Source organism: Paenibacillus tyrphae (assembly GCF_000722545.1).
In the GTDB taxonomy this organism is placed as follows: domain Bacteria; phylum Bacillota; class Bacilli; order Paenibacillales; family NBRC-103111; genus Paenibacillus_G; species Paenibacillus_G tyrfis.
Window position 1 is genome coordinate 37,772 of the sequence record NZ_JNVM01000020.1, and the last position, 15,659, is coordinate 53,430.

At 59.1% G+C, this 15,659-nt stretch carries 11 protein-coding genes; 4 read left to right on the forward strand and 7 right to left on the reverse strand.

The window, feature by feature from the left end; all coding sequences use genetic code 11:
- Positions 1-163: 163 nt before the first annotated feature.
- Complete coding sequence (locus tag ET33_RS23485) at positions 164-2,551, reverse strand: endonuclease MutS2 (RefSeq protein WP_036687617.1); 2,388 nt, start codon at positions 2,549-2,551, stop codon at positions 164-166.
- Positions 2,552-2,744: 193 nt separating this feature from the next.
- Between ET33_RS23485 and ET33_RS23490 the strand changes: the two genes are divergently transcribed.
- Complete coding sequence (locus tag ET33_RS23490) at positions 2,745-3,113, forward strand: phage holin family protein (protein WP_036687620.1); 369 nt, start codon at positions 2,745-2,747, stop codon at positions 3,111-3,113.
- 59 nt (positions 3,114-3,172) lie between these two features.
- On the opposite strand, the gene ET33_RS23495 is transcribed toward ET33_RS23490, so the two are convergent.
- The gene (locus tag ET33_RS23495) at positions 3,173-3,790 is read right to left on the reverse strand and encodes a LysE/ArgO family amino acid transporter (protein ID WP_036687622.1); all 618 of its coding nucleotides are present in this window, start codon (positions 3,788-3,790) and stop codon (positions 3,173-3,175) included.
- Positions 3,791-3,947: 157 nt separating this feature from the next.
- Between ET33_RS23495 and ET33_RS23500 the strand changes: the two genes are divergently transcribed.
- Positions 3,948-5,405 (forward strand): aminotransferase-like domain-containing protein, encoded by a 1,458-nt coding sequence (locus ET33_RS23500; protein WP_036687624.1) that lies wholly within the window; start codon positions 3,948-3,950, stop codon positions 5,403-5,405.
- Between the two features lie 129 nt (positions 5,406-5,534).
- Entirely contained in the window at positions 5,535-5,906 is a 372-nt protein-coding gene (locus ET33_RS23505) for a cupredoxin domain-containing protein (protein WP_036687627.1), read from the forward strand.
- A 155-nt stretch (positions 5,907-6,061) separates the two neighbouring features.
- On the opposite strand, the gene ET33_RS23510 is transcribed toward ET33_RS23505, so the two are convergent.
- The 5 genes from ET33_RS23510 to ET33_RS23530 form a co-directional block, all read right to left on the reverse strand.
- A complete protein-coding gene (locus ET33_RS23510; protein WP_036687630.1) occupies positions 6,062-6,628 on the reverse strand; it encodes a CvpA family protein in 567 nt (188 codons plus the stop codon).
- A 3-nt stretch (positions 6,629-6,631) separates the two neighbouring features.
- Entirely contained in the window at positions 6,632-10,198 is a 3,567-nt protein-coding gene (locus tag ET33_RS39010) for a cell division protein ZapA (protein WP_036687632.1), read from the reverse strand.
- A 120-nt stretch (positions 10,199-10,318) separates the two neighbouring features.
- Positions 10,319-12,769 carry a phenylalanine--tRNA ligase subunit beta gene (pheT, locus tag ET33_RS23520; protein WP_036687635.1) on the reverse strand — a complete coding sequence of 817 codons (2,451 nt, stop codon included), beginning with the start codon at positions 12,767-12,769 and terminating at the stop codon, positions 10,319-10,321.
- A 23-nt stretch (positions 12,770-12,792) separates the two neighbouring features.
- Complete coding sequence (gene pheS, locus ET33_RS23525) at positions 12,793-13,827, reverse strand: phenylalanine--tRNA ligase subunit alpha (protein WP_036687637.1); 1,035 nt, start codon at positions 13,825-13,827, stop codon at positions 12,793-12,795.
- A gap of 447 nt (positions 13,828-14,274) precedes the next feature.
- Positions 14,275-14,658: a nuclear transport factor 2 family protein gene (locus ET33_RS23530; protein ID WP_036687639.1), complete on the reverse strand. Its 384-nt coding sequence runs from the start codon at positions 14,656-14,658 to the stop codon at positions 14,275-14,277.
- A gap of 465 nt (positions 14,659-15,123) precedes the next feature.
- Here ET33_RS23530 and ET33_RS23535 point away from each other — a divergent pair, with 465 nt between their 5' ends.
- Positions 15,124-15,585 carry a carboxymuconolactone decarboxylase family protein gene (locus tag ET33_RS23535; RefSeq protein WP_036687641.1) on the forward strand — a complete coding sequence of 154 codons (462 nt, stop codon included), beginning with the start codon at positions 15,124-15,126 and terminating at the stop codon, positions 15,583-15,585.
- Positions 15,586-15,659 lie beyond the last annotated feature (74 nt).

A 15,659-nucleotide genomic window follows, 5' to 3' on the forward strand; every position in this document is an offset into this window, starting at 1 on the left:
CCTGTACGTTTGTTTAAAATATCGCTTCAGCCTGCAGAGCTTCACAAACATCGATGCTTACACTCGTATATACGGAAGATGCGGGCCGGAGTTTCAATTGTCGAAAAAATTTTTTCGAGATAAGTGCGGGCCCGCTTCGACCGGAAGGAAGAGCGGGCTTTTTCTATTTCAGCTCGGCTACCGTAACCCCTGCGCCGCCTTCATTGTAAGCTCCCATCCGGAAGCTTTTGACGTGCTTATGCTTGCGCAAAAACTCTTGAATACCGGTCCGCAGCACGCCAGTGCCTTTGCCGTGAATGATGAACACTTGGCCGAAATTGGCCAAGTACGATTCGTCCAGGAAGCGGTCCACTTCGATGATCGCTTCTTCCACATTGGCCCCGCGCAAGTCCAGCTCCATCTTGGCGTTCTCGTCGCGCGTCCGCTTCAGGCTGGAAGTTGCCTGCTGCTGCGGCTTCTTCTGGGCGGAGGCTTGCTTCAGCAGCTCCAGGTCCGCTTTGTTCACTTTCATCTTAAGAATGCCGAGCTGCACGGTCACTTCCGTCTCGCTCACCAGCTCGACCACATGTCCCCGCTGGCCGAGATTCGTCACCAGCACTTCGTCGCCCGGCTCGATACGGTCGGCTTTTTTGCGCGGCGTACCGGCCTTGGACTTGCTTCGGAGCTCGGGAGCGGCATCGTTCATCCGCCGTTTCAGCTCGCTGAGCTTGTGATCCTTCACTCCGCCCGCTTCCTCGCGCTGGATTCTGCGAAGCTCGGTGATGATCTCGTCGGCTTCGCGGCGGGCTTTCGCCACCGCCTCCTGCGCCTCGCATTCCGCACGCTCGAACAGCTTATCCTTCTGCTCCTCGAAGCGCCGGCGTTCGGCGGCAAGCTGCTCACGCAGCGTTTCGACTTCGCGACGGTTGCGCTCCGCCGATTCGCGCTCAGCCTCGGCCTGCAGCCGGTTCTCTTCAAGCGTGGCGATCATCGATTCAACGCGCTGATCCTCCTCGCCGACCTGGCCGCGGGCATGGTCGATGATGGTCTTAGCCAGACCAAGGCGCTCCGCAATCGCGAACGCGTTGCTTCGTCCGGGAACGCCTACAAGCAGCCGATACGTCGGACGCAGCGTTTGCACGTCGAACTCCATGCTGGCGTTGATGACGCCCTGCCGGTCGAAGGCATACGCCTTCAGCTCGCTGTAGTGCGTCGTCGCAACGATGCGGCAGCCCATCCGGTGCATATACTCCAAGATCGATATCGCCAGCGCCGAGCCTTCCGCAGGATCGGTTCCGGCTCCAAGCTCATCGAGCAGCACAAGGCTCTTGGGCGTCATTTCTTTGAGAATCCGGATGATATTGGTCATATGGCTGGAGAACGTACTGAGGTTCTGCTCGATGCTTTGCTCGTCCCCGATATCCGCATAGATCGCATCGAACACGCAAAGCTGGCTGCCCTCCTCGGCCGGAACGAACAGACCCGCCATCGCCATGAGCGACAGTAGTCCGATCGTCTTAAGCGAAACGGTCTTGCCGCCCGTATTCGGTCCGGTCACAATGATCGTCGAATAGCGGTTGCCCAGCTCCACGTCAAGAGGAACGACCTTTTCCGCGGGAATGAGCGGATGCCGTCCACGCTTGAGCTTGATAAAGCCGCGGTCGTTGAGCAGCGGCAGCGTCGCTTTCATCTCGCGCGCGACGCCCGCTTTGGCGAAAATAAAGTCAAGTTCGGTCAACGCCTCTACGTTGACAAGCAGCGTATCCGCGCTATCCGCTACGAGGGCAGACAGCATGCGGAGAATTTTCTCGACTTCCGCCTCTTCCTTCAGCTTTAATTCACGTACGCGGTTGTTCATTTGCACAACCGCTTCCGGCTCGATAAACAGCGTCGCCCCGGAAGCCGATTGATCGTGAATCATGCCGCCGAAATGACCGCGGTATTCCTGTTTTACGGGTATGACGTACCGGTCTCCCCGGATCGTTACGAGATTGTCCTGCAGCATCTTTTGAATGGACGGTGTGCGCACCATTTGTTCCAACCGCTCGCGGGCTTTCGATTCGCTCGACCGCAGCTCTTGACGGATTTTCAGCAACTCCGGGCTTGCAGTATCCATAACTTGCGCGTTCTCGTCAACGCACCTGCGAATCCGCTCTTCCAAATCCTTATGGTCCGTCATCGGCTCAAGCAGTTCAAGCAGCAGCGGAATGCTGTAATCTTCATTCGTCGCTTCCAGAAACCTGCGCAGCCGGCGGCCACCTTGACTCGTCATCGCAATATCCAACAGCTCGACCGGGTTCAGCATGCCGCCGATCCGCGCCCGATGGACCGCAGCGCGGATGTCGCGGATGCCGCCGAACGGCGCGCCGCCCTTCAAGCGGTCCACGTTGACCGCTTCGTCGGTCGCCTGAAGCCTACGCTTCACTTCATGAAAGTCGCCGCTCGGTTCAAGCTCTTCCACCCGGCCTTTGCCGAGCGATGTCGCCGCATGATTCGCGCAGCGCTCGAGCACCGTCCGGAAATCCATCGTCGCCAATATTTTTTGATTGTATGATGTCTTGTTCGTATTCATCGCTTTTGTTTTAGAAACCTGCCTTTCTTACCGGAAAAACCTCTCCATTGCTATTATATCCAAGTCCGGGTAGTAAAGCTAATGAATTTCCGCTAAGGATTGCCATTCATAAAGCCGAAGACTTGGGAAAACCTATAAGGTGCACCGAAAGCGTTTGACGAATACCGCAAAGACACGAAGGAGGAACTGTACGATGCACTTGCTTGGACATCTTGTCAGGTTTATCGTTTCCGCCTTAATGCTGCTGATTGTCAGTTGGATCGTTCCCGGCTTTAGGGTCGGAGGCTTCTGGAGCGCCTTTTTCCTGGCCTTGGTTATCGCGATCGCGGCATGGGTCATTGAAGGAATCTTCGGCAGAAAGATCACTCCGTTCGGCCGGGGGATTGTCGGTTTTCTAACAAGCGCGCTGATCATCTGGCTCGCCCAGTTTATCGTCAGCGGCGTATCGACAAGCATTATCGGTGCAATTTTGGCTGCCTTGGTTATCGGAATCATCGACCTGTTCATTCCGGTGAAAACACCGTTTGAGCAGGGCCGTTCCGGTCGTGAGAACGCCAAGTAAGCGAGTCGGCCGCAGGCATAAGCGTCTGCGGCCGATTTCTTCGTCTTCACGGAATATGGTCATATAAATAACGAGTAAATCAAATAACACGCCGTCCCCCAAATCATCAGAGCCGATACCCGATTCAACCAAGCGTGGAACCGCCCGGAAGTATCCAGCTTTCCGGTGATCCGACCGACGCTTGCCATCCCGATAAACCACAGCCACGATACGACGATGGCCGCAGCGGTAAACCCGACTTTGTCCGCTCCCGCATAGTTCAGCGAGCTCGTTCCGATGACACCGACGGTATCGAGGATCGCATGCGGATTAAGCAGCGAGATGGATGCCGTAAAGGCGATTTGCTTCGAAATTCGGAATGATTCGGGCGAGCTTTGAACGGATGGTCCCGAAGCCGAAGCGGCTTTCCAAGCGTTCCAGCCCAAATAGAGCAAAAATGCGGCGCCCGCGATAAGCAGCACCGTCTTGACCCAAGCAAACGCCAAAATGACGACGGAAACCCCTAAAACGGCAGCCAAAATCAGAATCGTGTCGCACAGAGCCGCTGTGACCGAAGCAGAAAGTGCAAGGACAAACCTCCGCTGAACAACCCCTTGCTGGAAAATGAACAGGTTTTGTACCCCCAATGGGAGGATTAATCCCAAAGCTAAAACAAATCCGTGCAGTACCGCTTGCATGCCCTCTCTCCTCCTGAAGCTGTCTGATTAAATGGTCTTCATCCATCATACCTCCCCCGGCGGAAAAGTCTTCAACCAAACGGTTGGTCGAGTACCCAACCAAAACAATCTTTGCTACAATTGGAGTAACCGACTTTATACGGAGGGATGGCCGCTCATGTACCGCATCGACTGGCAGCCGGACGAGAATTCGCCGCTGCCGCTCTATTTGCAAATCAAAACCTATATGAAACGCAAAATCGAAAACGGCGAATGGCCGGTCGGCAGCCGCATCCCGACACAGCGACAATTGGCCGAGGCGCTTGGCGTCAACCGCTCCACAGTCGTTACGGCGCTTCAGGAGTTGATCGCCGACGGACTGCTTGAAGGCGACGGTCGCCGCGGCACGAAGGTGGTGAACAATCCGTGGTCCCTGCTGACCTCGCGCACCCCGCCCGACTGGGATTCGTATGTCCAGGCCGGCTGGCACCGGCCGAATCTGCCGACCATCCAAACGATCAATGAAACGGAATTTCAAGCCGGGATGATCCGTTTAAGCACGGGGGAGCCGTCTCCGTCGCTGTATCCGCAGCCGCTGCTCGGGGAGGTATTCGGCCGCCTTGCCTCCCGCATTCACACGCTCGGCTACGAAGAGCCGCGCGGACTGCTGCCGCTGCGGGAGCAGCTAAGCCGCCACCTACAAGCGCACGGCATCGCTGCTTCTCCGGCCTCCATCCTGATCGTCTCGGGAGCGCTGCAAGCCCTGCAGCTTATTTCCCTCGGACTCGTCAAGCCAGGAGCCACCATGATCGCGGAGAGCCCCTCCTACCTGCATTCCCTGCATGTATTTCACTCCACCGGGGTCCGATTAGCGGGGCTGGAGATGGATTCGGAGGGCATTCGCATCCGCGGTTTGACCGAACTGAAGCCCCAGCCGAACCGGATGCTGTATACGATTCCGTCCTTCCACAACCCGACGGGCATCGTCATGTCGGAGCGACGGCGCGTTGAGCTGCTGCGGGAATGCGAGCGGCTGCAGCTGCCGGTAATCGAGGATGACGTCTATCGCGAGCTGTGGCTGGACACCACGCCGCCTCTACCCTTGAAAGCACGCGATCCGAGCGGCCTCGTCCTTTACTTGGGAAGCGTCTCCAAAACGGTCGGCCCGGGCCTGCGTACCGGCTGGATCGTCGGACCGGAGCCGGTTATCCGGCGGCTTGCGGATCTCAAAATGCAGACTGATTACGGGTCAAGCTCGATTTCCCAATGGGCGCTGACAGAATGGTTCGAACGCGGCTTTCATGAGGAGCATTTAAGCCGGGTGCGTATCGTATTAAGGCAAAGACGCGACGATGTGTTGGACATGCTGCAGAAGCATTTGTCGGGGCTTGCGGTATGGCATGTGCCTACGGGCGGCTTTTACATTTGGCTGCGAATCGTGCCTCCCGTCTCCATGAATGCGCTATTTACGCGTGCGCTTCAGGAGGGCATCTTGTTCAACCCCGGAACGGTGTACGACTCGCTCGGCGGCCCTTACATCCGGCTCTCTTATTCCTTCGAATCGGCGGAACGCCTGAATTTTGGCCTTGGGAAGCTTGCCGGACTGATCCGGGAACTGAATTCCCAACCAAGGTAAGGTTCGACGAGAAATGACACGATGTTTTCATATTGTTGTCACCGCTCCGACACAGCCAGAAGGCCGGCGGTTGCTGTATCATGGGGTAAGAAAAATATTCCATGATGGTTGTGAAAGGGGACTTACCGGATGAAAAAATGGATCGTCAGTATGGCAGCAGTCGGGATGATTTTCGCCTTGTCCGCGTGCGGAGCCAAAGAAACCCCGAAAGCGGAGCCGGCCAACGGCAATCCGGCGGCTCAGCAGGTAAAATTGGTAGCCACGAACTTCCAGTTCGATCAGAAAGAATATAAAGTGAAAAAAGGCGAGGACGTTACGTTTTCGCTGGAAAACAAACAGGGCTTGCATGCCGTGCAAATCAGCGGCGTAAACGTCGGTTTGGACAATAACAACAAGACCAAAACGGTAAAAATCGACAAGGCCGGCACATACGATATCGTCTGCTCGGTTCCTTGCGGCCAAGGCCATGCTACAATGAAATCCACACTTATCGTGGAATAAGGGATAGCCTGACAGCAAATAATTCCAAAGCGGCTCCGTTTGTCCTGCAGGATGGACGGGGCCGTTTATAATTTAAAGTATAAAAAAGGGCCTGCTCCGTGGCTTGGTTTCCAAGCGCGAAGCAAGCCTTTTTTCAGTTATTCCATTCTGCGGTTTCAGGATTCCCCCGCTTTGACCCGGCCGCTGCGGTTGTTCCAGAGCTTCTGCAGCTTATCGGTCAAAATCGGCGTATGCTCTAGGACGTACGGTGTCAGCATGGAGTGTTTGAGCTGATTCTGCGCGCCGTCGTTCGGGATGACCGTCATGACATGGACGGCGATCACTGCGATGACCGCCGCTTCGGCAAAGCCAAGCGCCGCACCGCTCCATTGGTTGACCTGCTTGAGTCCCGGCGCCGCCGCCAGCCAGTTCAGCAGCCGCCCACCGATGCTGAACGCGATTTTGACCCCGAAGAACAATAGTGCAAACGCCAATGCATTATACACGTAAGTGTCCAGCTTCATGCCTTTGGCCAAAAATTCATACTTCTGGTACGTTTCATGCCCAGATAGCGCAAGCGTACTGCCCACCAGCGGCGCCACATCGTCATAAAAGAAAAAAGCGATTAAGTACGCGGCCACGAGACCGACGACCGATACCAGTCGGCCAATAAAGCCGCGCGCGAACCCTAGAACCGTTCCGACGGCGAGCACCGCCAGAACGGTGTAATCCAATCCGTTCATTCGCTATTCCTTCTCCACGAGCTCGATCCATTCGTTATATTCGATCTGGAGCTTCTCGTACTCGGATTTCAAGTTCTGCAATTCCTCGAATACTTGCTCCGCCTTATCCTGATGCTGCCCGTATTCGGCCTGCAGCGCTTTGTGCAGTTTCATCTGCTCGGTGAGCTGCTCTTGAAGCTCATTGTACAGCTCGACCTGAAGCTCTAGCTCGTCCTTTTGCTCCGCCAGCTCGATCCGCAGTTGAGCTCCCTGCGCCGCTTGCTCGGACAGCTCGGCGATTCTCGCTTCCTGCGCAGCCAACCGCTGCTCTAGCGTCTCCCGCTTGCTCTGTGCCGTTTGCTGCCGATCCTCAAGCGCGGCACACTGCTCCTGCAGGGCACGGCTCAGCTCTTCAGCTGCTTCGCGTCCCTGACGCAGCTCGGCAAGTTCGCGTTCGCGCTCGCCGAGAAGGCGCTGGAATTCCGCGTGACGCGCCTCCTGTGCAGCCGCCGCTTCGCGCAGACCCGCTTCTTGCTCGGCCAAGCGCCGCGCCAACTCGTCATGCTGCCCTTGCAGCTCGTCATAGAGCTCCTGATGCAGGCCAATCTCTTCCTCCTGCTCACGGAGCTTAGCGCGCAGCTCGTCGACCTGCGCCGCCTGCGTCTCGCTGCGCTGCTCCCGTTCGCTAAGCTGCTGTCCGAGCTGCGCGATGCGCGCCGCCAAGGTAGCCGCTTCTTCGTCGAACCGCTTCTTCGCTTCAGCCAGCTCGCTTTCCCGCCTCCGCTCCAGCGCTTCCAGCTGTCGCCGCTGCTCTTCTTCGCGGGCCGCCAGCCGGGCGCCGCTCTCGGCTGCCCGTGCCTCCAGCTCCGCCTGACGGTGCTCTGCTTCGGTAAGCTCTGCGGCGCGCTCTTGCTCCAGCGTCTCCAGCTTGCGCTGCAGCTCCGCTTCTTGGGCACCGCTGCGCTCCCGTAAAGCGGCCAGCTCGCCTTCGAGCTCGTTGTACAGCTCCTGCTGCAGCGAAAGCTCGTCTTCCTGCTCGCGCCGCTTTCCGTGCAGGGCTTCCAGCTCCGTCTGTAGGCCGTCGCCGCGCTGCAACTGCTCGCGCGTCTTCTCCAGTTGCTCGCCAAGCTGCACCTCAAGGCGGCGCTTCTGCTCCTTCAGCTCCGCTTCGCGAGCCGCTAGACGCTCGGCGTAGCTCGCTTCCGCTTCGTGCATCTGCTCCGCCAGCATCGCCTTTGCCGCAACTACAGCCTCACGGCTGCGCTCCCGCTCGGCCGCAAGCTGCCGCTCCAGCTCCGCTTGCTGCGCTTTCGCCGCGGACGCTTGCGCTTCCGCTTCGCGCGCCTGCTCCGCCAGCATCGCCTCCGCTGCGGCTGCTTCATCGCGGCTTCGCTCCCGCTCGGCCGCGAGCTGCCGCTCCAGCTCCGCTTGCTGCGCTTTCGCCGCTGCCGCCTGCGCTTCCGCTTCGCGCGCCTGCTCCGCCAGCATCGCCTCCGCTGCGGCTGCTTCCTCGCGGCTGCGCTCCCGCTCGGCCGCGAGCTGCCGCTCCAGCTCCGCTTGCTGCGCTTTCGCCGCTGCCGCCTGCGCCTCCGCTTCGCGCGCCTGCTCCGCCAGCATCGCCTCCGCTGCCGCTGCTTCCTCGCGGGTGCGCTCCCGCTCGGCAGTGAGCTGCCGCTCCAGCTCCGCTTGCTGCGCTTTCGCCGCGGCCGCCTGCGCTTCCGCTTCGCGCGCCTGCTCCGCCAGCACCGCCTCTGCCGCGGCTGCCTCCTCGCGGCTGCGCTCACGCTCGGCTGCGAGCTGCCGCTCCAGCTCCGCTTGCTGCGCTGCGGCCGCGGCCGCTTCCTCGCGGCTGCGCTCCCGCTCGGCCGCGAGCTGCCGCTCCAGCTCCGCTTTCGCCGCGGCCGCCTGCGCTTCCGCTTCGCGCGCCTGCTCCGCCAGCATCGCCTCCGCTGCCGCTGCTTCCTCGCGGCTCCGCTCCCGCTCGGCTGCGAGCTGCCGCTCCAGCTCCGCTTTCGCCGCGGCCGCCTGCGCTTCCGCTTCGCGCGCCTGCTCCACCAGCATCGCTTCGGCCGCAGTTGCCTCCTCACGGCTGCGCTCACGCTCAGCTGCGAGCTGTCGCTCCAGCTCCGCTTGCTGCGCTTTCGCCGCGGCCGTCTGCGCCTCCGCTTCGCGCGCCTGCTCCGCCAGCAGCGCCTCGGCCGCGGCTGCCTCCTCGCGGCTGCGCTCCCGCTCGGCTGCGAGCTGCCGCTCCAGCTCCGCTTGCTGCGCTTTCGCCGCGGCCGCCTGCGCCTCCGCTTCACGCGCCTGCTCCGCCAGCAGCGCCTCCGCCGCGGTTGCTTCCTCCCGGCTGCGCTCACGCTCAGCCGCCAGCAGCCGCTCCAGCTCCGCTTGCTGCGCTTTCGCCGCGGCCGCCTGCACCTCCGCTTCATGCGCCTGCTCCGCCAGCAGTGCCTCCGCCACGGCTACTTCCTCGCGGCTGCGCTCCCGCTCGGCCGCGAGCTGCCGCTCCAACTCCGCTTGCTGCGCTGCTGCCGCGACCGCCTGCGCTTCCGCTTCGCGCGCCTGCTCCGCTAGCTTCGCCTCTGCTGCGGCCGCTTGCTCCTGAAGCTCGCGTTCCTTCGCTTCGCTCAGCTCCTGCAGCTCGTTATAAAGCGCCACCTGCAGCTCGATCTCCTGCTGCTGGCCAGAAAGCTGCTCCTGCAGCCCGTCGAGCTGGTCGCTCAGCTCGGCGTACTGCTGTTCCCGCTCCGCGAGCCGTTTCGCCGCATCGCCGCGCGCCTGCTCGGTCGCCTGCAGCCGCTGCTCCAACTCGCTTGCGCGCTTCTCCTGCGCCGTCAGCCGCTCCCGCATCTGACGCTCCGCCTCCGCCTGCTTGCTCAGCTGCGTTTCCTGCGAAGCGATTTTCGCCCGCAGGCCGTCCCGCTCCTTGACCTGCTCAGCCGCCCGGCGCTCAAGCTCCTGCTTCGCCTGCTCCAGTTCCTGGATCCGCTGTCCGCGGCGTTCCGCTTCCTGCGCTTCAGCTGCGCAGCGCCCCTCGAACTCGCGGGCCCGCTCCAGCGTCTCGGCCAGCTTGCGCTCCAGTTCGCCGCTCAGCTCCAGTTGGCCGGTCAATCGTTCCCGGCTCTCGGCGAGCTCGCTATCGAGCGTGGACAAACGCTCGCGAAGCGGTTCCAGCTCGGCCCGCAGCGCTGCCGCCTCCGCTTCGGCGCGCTCCCGCGAAGCCTGCTGCTCCCCGCGCTCCGCTTCGAGCTTGGCCAGCCGCTCACGCTCCGTCTCCAGCTCCTGCTGAAGCTGCGCATGGCGCTCGCTTAACCGTTCCAGCTCTTCACTCGCCTGCTCGAGCTGCCGCTGACGTTCCATTACCGATTCAAAATCCTGACGCATCCGGCTCCATTCGTCCGCCATATTGACGGCTGCGAGCACCGCGATTTTAGGCAAATCAAGCCGCGGGCTGCTATCCGCGATCTTGTGCATTTGATCGTTCACCAGAGTGGCCACTTGCTTTATATAGGAAGGGCTGGATTTTGAAACCAGCTTGTACTGAGTACCATAAATATCGACGGTCATCCGAACTTTCTCTTCACCGCTCATGCGCCTTGCTCCCCTTTCCGAAACACAAAAAAAGATTCTCCGTATCCTATAGACTTCGATACGGAGAATCGCTTTTCCTGCTGTCTTTTTCAGACTTTTGCCGGACAAAAGACAAGGGAATTATTTCCTGAGCTCGGCGCCGAACCCTTCCTCAAGGGCCGCTACGACACGGCCGTGCAGCTCGCTGACCTCTTCATCCGTCAACGTCCGCTCCAGAGTGCGGTAGACCAGCGAAATGGCCACGCTCTTCTTATCCGCGCCAAGCCGCTCGCCGGTGTAAATGTCGAACACCTGGATCGATTCAAGCAGGCTGCCTGCAGTTTCCCGCGCTTTGGCGAGCAGATCGCCGACAGGAACGCTGCGGTCCACGACAAGCGCCATATCCCGGCCGATTGCCGGGAAACGAGGCAGCGGACGGTAGGCAAAGCTTTCGCTTGCCAATTGCGCGAGCGTATCCAGCTCGACTTCGAGGACATACGTGTCCACGAGGTCCTTTTGCTGCTGAAGCGCCGGGTGAAGCTGGCCGATCGTTCCGATGGCCCGGCTGCCGTTCGGCGTTTCGACAACGATCCGCGCCGTCCGTCCCGGATGGAAGCCTTCCGGCTGGGCGGCCTCGTACCGGACGCCGTCGATTCCGAGATAAGACACTACCCCTTCGAAAATACCCTTCAAATCGTAAAAGTCGACATCGGCCGGCTTGCCGGTCCAATGCAGCTCGCTTCGTTTGCCGGTCATGAGGATGGCAAGCTGCAGCTTTTCTTCCGGTAGACGGCTCAGCTGCGTATCTTCGGTAACGAATACGCGGCCGATTTCGAACACGGCGACGTCGTCCTGATTCCGGTTCCGGTTATATACCGCCACATCGAGCAAATGCGGGATCAGGCTCGTGCGCAGCACGCTGCGGTCTTCGCTCATCGGCATCGCCAGAGCAATCGGCTTCGCGTCCGGGTAATCGCCCGCATACTGGCGGATTTGCTCGGGATGCGTGAACGTGTACGTAATCGCCTCATGCAGGCCGCTGCCCGTCAGCAGCGTCCGCGTCAAGCGGCGGATCGCCTGCTCCCGGGTAAGCGCGCCCGGCGTCGTGACCACGTTCATCAGCGTAGTCGGAATGTTGTCGTAGCCGTGCAGACGGGCCACTTCCTCGATCAGATCGACCGCGCGGGTAATATCACCGCGGCGGCTTGGCACATGCACCAGCAGTCCGTCCTGCTCCAGCGGCTCGACCGTGAAATTCAGCCGTTCGAAGATCGCTTTTACTTCTTCAACCGACAGCTCCGTGCCGAGATACCCATTGATGCGGCTTACGGTCAACTCGATTTGCACCGGCTTGCGCTCACCCGCTACCGCTTCGACAATGCCGAACGCCACTTGGCCACCGGCCAGCTCGGCGATGAGGGCCGCCGCACGGTTCAGCGCAGGAATGACCGCTTCCGGATTCGCTTCCTTCTCGAAGCGCAGCGACGCTTCCGAACGAAGTCCGAGCTGACGCGACGTTTTGCGGACCGAGGAACCGGCAAAATTGGCCGACTCCAGCAGGATGCGCGTCGTTCCGTCCGATACTTCAGAGTTCGCTCCGCCCATGACGCCCGCGATCGCGACCGGCTTCACCCCGTCGGTGATCAGCAGCATGTGCGGCTCCAAGTTCCGCTCCGCATCGTCCAGCGTCACGAGCTTCTCGCCTTCGCGGGCAAGCCGCACGTCGATATGGCCGTTATTCAGCTGATCCGCATCGAAAGCGTGCAGCGGCTGGCCGTATTCGAACATGACGAAGTTGGTCACATCCACGATGTTGTTGATCGGACGCACGCCAGCAGCCATCAGGCGGTTTTGCAGCCAAAGCGGCGACGGCCCGATTTTTACGCCTTCGATTAAACGCGCCGCGTAATGCGAGCATTGCTCTTTGGACGAAATTTCCACGGAAATCCGGTCAGCCGCTTTGACGGCTGCTGAGCTGTCGTTCAAGCCCGTTTCCGCATCTGGCAGCTTCACCTCGCGGCCCAGAATCGCCCCGATCTCGTAGGCTGCGCCCAGCATGCTGAGACAGTCGGAACGGTTCGGCGTCAGGTCGAAGTCCATCACTTCGTCGTTCAACGCAAGGACATCAAGGATGCTTGCGCCGACCTGCGTATCCTCCGGCAGCACCAGGATGCCTTCTTGAATTTCCTTCGGCAGCAGCTTATCGTTCAAGCCGAGCTCCTTGGCCGAGCAGATCATGCCTTGCGATTCTACTCCGCGCAGCTTGGCCCGCTTGATGACGAGACCGTCCGGCAGCTTTGCACCGACGATGGCGACAGGCACCTTTTGCCCTGCGGCTACGTTTTTAGCCCCGCACACGATTTGCAGATCCTCGCCTTGACCTACGTCGACGATACAGACGCTCAGTTTATCGGCGTCGGGATGCTTTTCGCGCGATTTGACGAAGCCGACAAACACCTGCGACACGCCTTTGTTGCGGCTTTCCACGATATCGACTTCAATGCCGCTGCGGGTCAGCTTCTCCGCCAGCTCGGCGGCTGAATAGCCACTGACATCCACATACTGCGACAACCATTGGTAAGATACTTTCATGATTTAGCCCACGCTCCTCTCGCTTACAAATGCACGAACTGCTTCAAGAAGCGCAGATCGTTCGTATAGAAATGCCGGATATCTTCAATGTCGTACTTCAGCATAGCAACCCGTTCGACGCCAAGGCCGAACGCAAAACCGCTGTATTCCTCCGGATCGTAACCGCCCATTTCGAGCACGCGAGGATGTACCATCCCTGCCCCCAAAATTTCGAGCCAGCCGGTTTGCTTGCATACCCGACAGCCGCTGCCTCCGCACATGGCACAGGTTACGTCCACTTCTACGCTCGGTTCAGTGAAAGGGAAAAAGCTCGGGCGCAGACGAATTTGCGTATTGGAGCCGAACAGCTCGCGCACGAATTGGAGCAGCGTTCCTTTCAGATCGCTCATCCGGATGTTCCGGTCGATAACCAGTCCCTCGATTTGCGTAAACATATGGGAATGGGTCGCGTCATCGTCGTCGCGGCGGTATACCTTGCCCGGACAAATGATTTTGACCGGCGCATGCCCTTTCATTTTCTCCATCGTACGAACCTGAACAGGCGACGTTTGGGTCCGCATCAGGATTTCGTCGGTAATGTAGAACGAATCCTGCATGTCGCGGGCCGGGTGGTTTTTTGGCAGGTTGAGCGCTTCGAAGTTGTAGTAATCCTGCTCCACCTCGGGACCTTCGGCTACCGTATAGCCCATCCCGATGAAAATGTCTTCGATCTCCTCGATCACTTTGCTGATCGGATGCACCGCGCCGCGCGCCGCCGGACGTCCCGGCAAAGTCACGTCGATCCGCTCCGCCGCAAGCCGGGCATTCGTCTCCGCCTCGTTGTATGCCGCCTGTTTCGCCTCAATGACTTCCTCAATCGCGCCGCGAACCTCGTTAGCCACCTGACCGATGACCGGACGCTCCTCCGCGCTCAAAGCTCCCATCCCGCGCAAAATTTCCGTCAGCGGGCCTTTTTTGCCCAAATACTTGATCCGAAGGTCGGCCAGCTGCTGCTGGTTTTCCACTTGGGCCAGCTCGCGCAGCGCTTCTTCCTTCAGTGTAAGCAATCGTTCTTTCATGCCTGCATTCCCTCCTTGTATGATTTCCGCCTGCGCCGTGTCCGCGAACGCAAAAAAGGCTCTTCCATCCCGGTAAGGGACGAAAAAGCCGTGGTACCACCCTTGTTCAGAAGACCGGCTAAGCTGCCTGAAATCTTCTTCCTTCATTGAACGTAACGGTTCGGGAACTTGCGTTCTGGACCGGTTCCTCCTACTTGCTGACGGGCCGGATGGACCGCACGGGTTCAAAGGACTGCTCGGGAGCGAACTTCGGCAGCCTGGTTCTTCGGACACGCTCTCAATCTCCGGCGTCTCCTCCCTGTCAAGAGGCACTGCTTACTTTTCTCCGTCAACGCATTTGGCAGTATTCAGTATATGAGAAGTATTATATGCAAACCGGCGGCCGAATGCAAGCGCAAACGGCGCAGTTCACAGCATGTTCATGCGGGAAGTAGGATGAAGAAAATGTTATGAACGATCCTCGATGGCGGAGATTTTCCCGTCTTGAAAAGCAAACCGCGAGGAGCCCCGTAATTTGATCGTCTCGCCGGCCTTCGGCCCGCCAGGGAGATCGGCAGCGAGCGTACCTTCATAGTCAATTTCAACTTCAGCCTGGTCCTCGTAAAAGCGGAAGGTCAGCACCTTTTGGCAGCGGCTCTCGAACAAAGCGGCCGATTGCACGGCCAAATTTCTGAACGCTTCGATTCCCACCGTCTCCGTCGTCACCTCGCCGTTCGATACGTTGCGAAACCGGACCTCCTCGTGCAAAAGCGATACCATGCCGTCCATATCAAAGGAATTGTAATACCGGATGTACGCGCGGATCATCGCTTCTTTTTGCTCGTTGTTCATGAAATAAGCCTCCTCTTCGATTGTGTATGAATTCGACCACGCAAAAAAGGCTTATCCATCCCGGTAAGGGACGAAAAAGCCGTGGTACCACCCTTGTTTCAGAAGACCGACTAAACCGCTGAAGTCTTCCTCTTCATTGAACGTAACGGTTCGGGAACTTGCGTTCGGACCGGTTCCTCCTACTTGCCGACGGGTCGGACGAACCGTTCAGTTTCAAAGGACTGCTCGGGAGCGAACTTCGGCAGCCTGGTTCTTCGGACACGCTCTCAATCTCCGGCGTCTCCTCCCTGTGAAGATGCACTGCTTACTTTTCTCCGTCAACGCATTTGGCGTATGGAATTAATGGGTATTATAAGCAATCGGCGGGAAAGCGGCAAGTGGGAAATCGTCCGGTCACAAAAAAAATCGCTGCCTCGTCTTAGGAGTGTAAGCAAACAAAAACAAAAACCGAAGGAGCGGATTTCCATGAAAGCAAGGATGAATCATTACGAAGTGAACCCGAAAGCGTATGAAACGATGCTTGGCCTGGAGAAATTTTCCACAAGCAGCGGGCTGGACCACACACTCTATGAGTTGATCAAAATTCGGGCGTCGCAGATCAACGGCTGCGCTTTTTGCCTGGATATGCATACGGAGGCGCTGCTGAAAGTGAGCGGCAACGAACGCCGAATTCATCTCATTAGCGTTTGGCGGGAATCGCCATTTTTCACGGAAGCGGAACGAGCAGCTCTTGAGCTGACGGAAGCCGTAACGCTGATCTCGGACGGCGGAGTGCCGCAAAGCTTGTATGAGCGGGTACGCGAGCATTTCGACGAGAAACAGTATGTCGCGCTGATTATGGCCATCGTAACGATCAACGGCTGGAACCGGCTTGCCATCTCCACCGGCATGTTCCCGGGCTGCCTCGATCCGCAGTCTGGTAAGTAAAATGGTTGTGGGGGAACGTCTGGGAACCTAAGGTTGTCTCGCTCCAAATCCGATGCTACGATGAGGTAGAGGCT

Excerpts from the sequence above, each read along its gene's own strand:
- pheT (WP_036687635.1), bottom strand. The coding sequence starts at position 12,769 with ATGAAAGTATCTTACCAATGGTTGTCGCAGTATGTGGATGTCAGTGGC.
- ET33_RS23495 (WP_036687622.1), bottom strand. The coding sequence starts at position 3,790 with ATGCAAGCGGTACTGCACGGATTTGTTTTAGCTTTGGGATTAATCCTC.
- ET33_RS23500 (WP_036687624.1), top strand. The coding sequence starts at position 3,948 with ATGTACCGCATCGACTGGCAGCCGGACGAGAATTCGCCGCTGCCGCTC.
- pheS (WP_036687637.1), bottom strand. The coding sequence starts at position 13,827 with ATGAAAGAACGATTGCTTACACTGAAGGAAGAAGCGCTGCGCGAGCTG.
- ET33_RS23530 (WP_036687639.1), bottom strand. The coding sequence starts at position 14,658 with ATGAACAACGAGCAAAAAGAAGCGATGATCCGCGCGTACATCCGGTAT.
- ET33_RS23535 (WP_036687641.1), top strand. The coding sequence starts at position 15,124 with ATGAAAGCAAGGATGAATCATTACGAAGTGAACCCGAAAGCGTATGAA.
- ET33_RS23490 (WP_036687620.1), top strand. The coding sequence starts at position 2,745 with ATGCACTTGCTTGGACATCTTGTCAGGTTTATCGTTTCCGCCTTAATG.
- ET33_RS23505 (WP_036687627.1), top strand. The coding sequence starts at position 5,535 with ATGAAAAAATGGATCGTCAGTATGGCAGCAGTCGGGATGATTTTCGCC.
- ET33_RS23485 (WP_036687617.1), bottom strand. The coding sequence starts at position 2,551 with ATGAATACGAACAAGACATCATACAATCAAAAAATATTGGCGACGATG.
- ET33_RS39010 (WP_036687632.1), bottom strand. The coding sequence starts at position 10,198 with ATGAGCGGTGAAGAGAAAGTTCGGATGACCGTCGATATTTATGGTACT.
- ET33_RS23510 (WP_036687630.1), bottom strand. The coding sequence starts at position 6,628 with ATGAACGGATTGGATTACACCGTTCTGGCGGTGCTCGCCGTCGGAACG.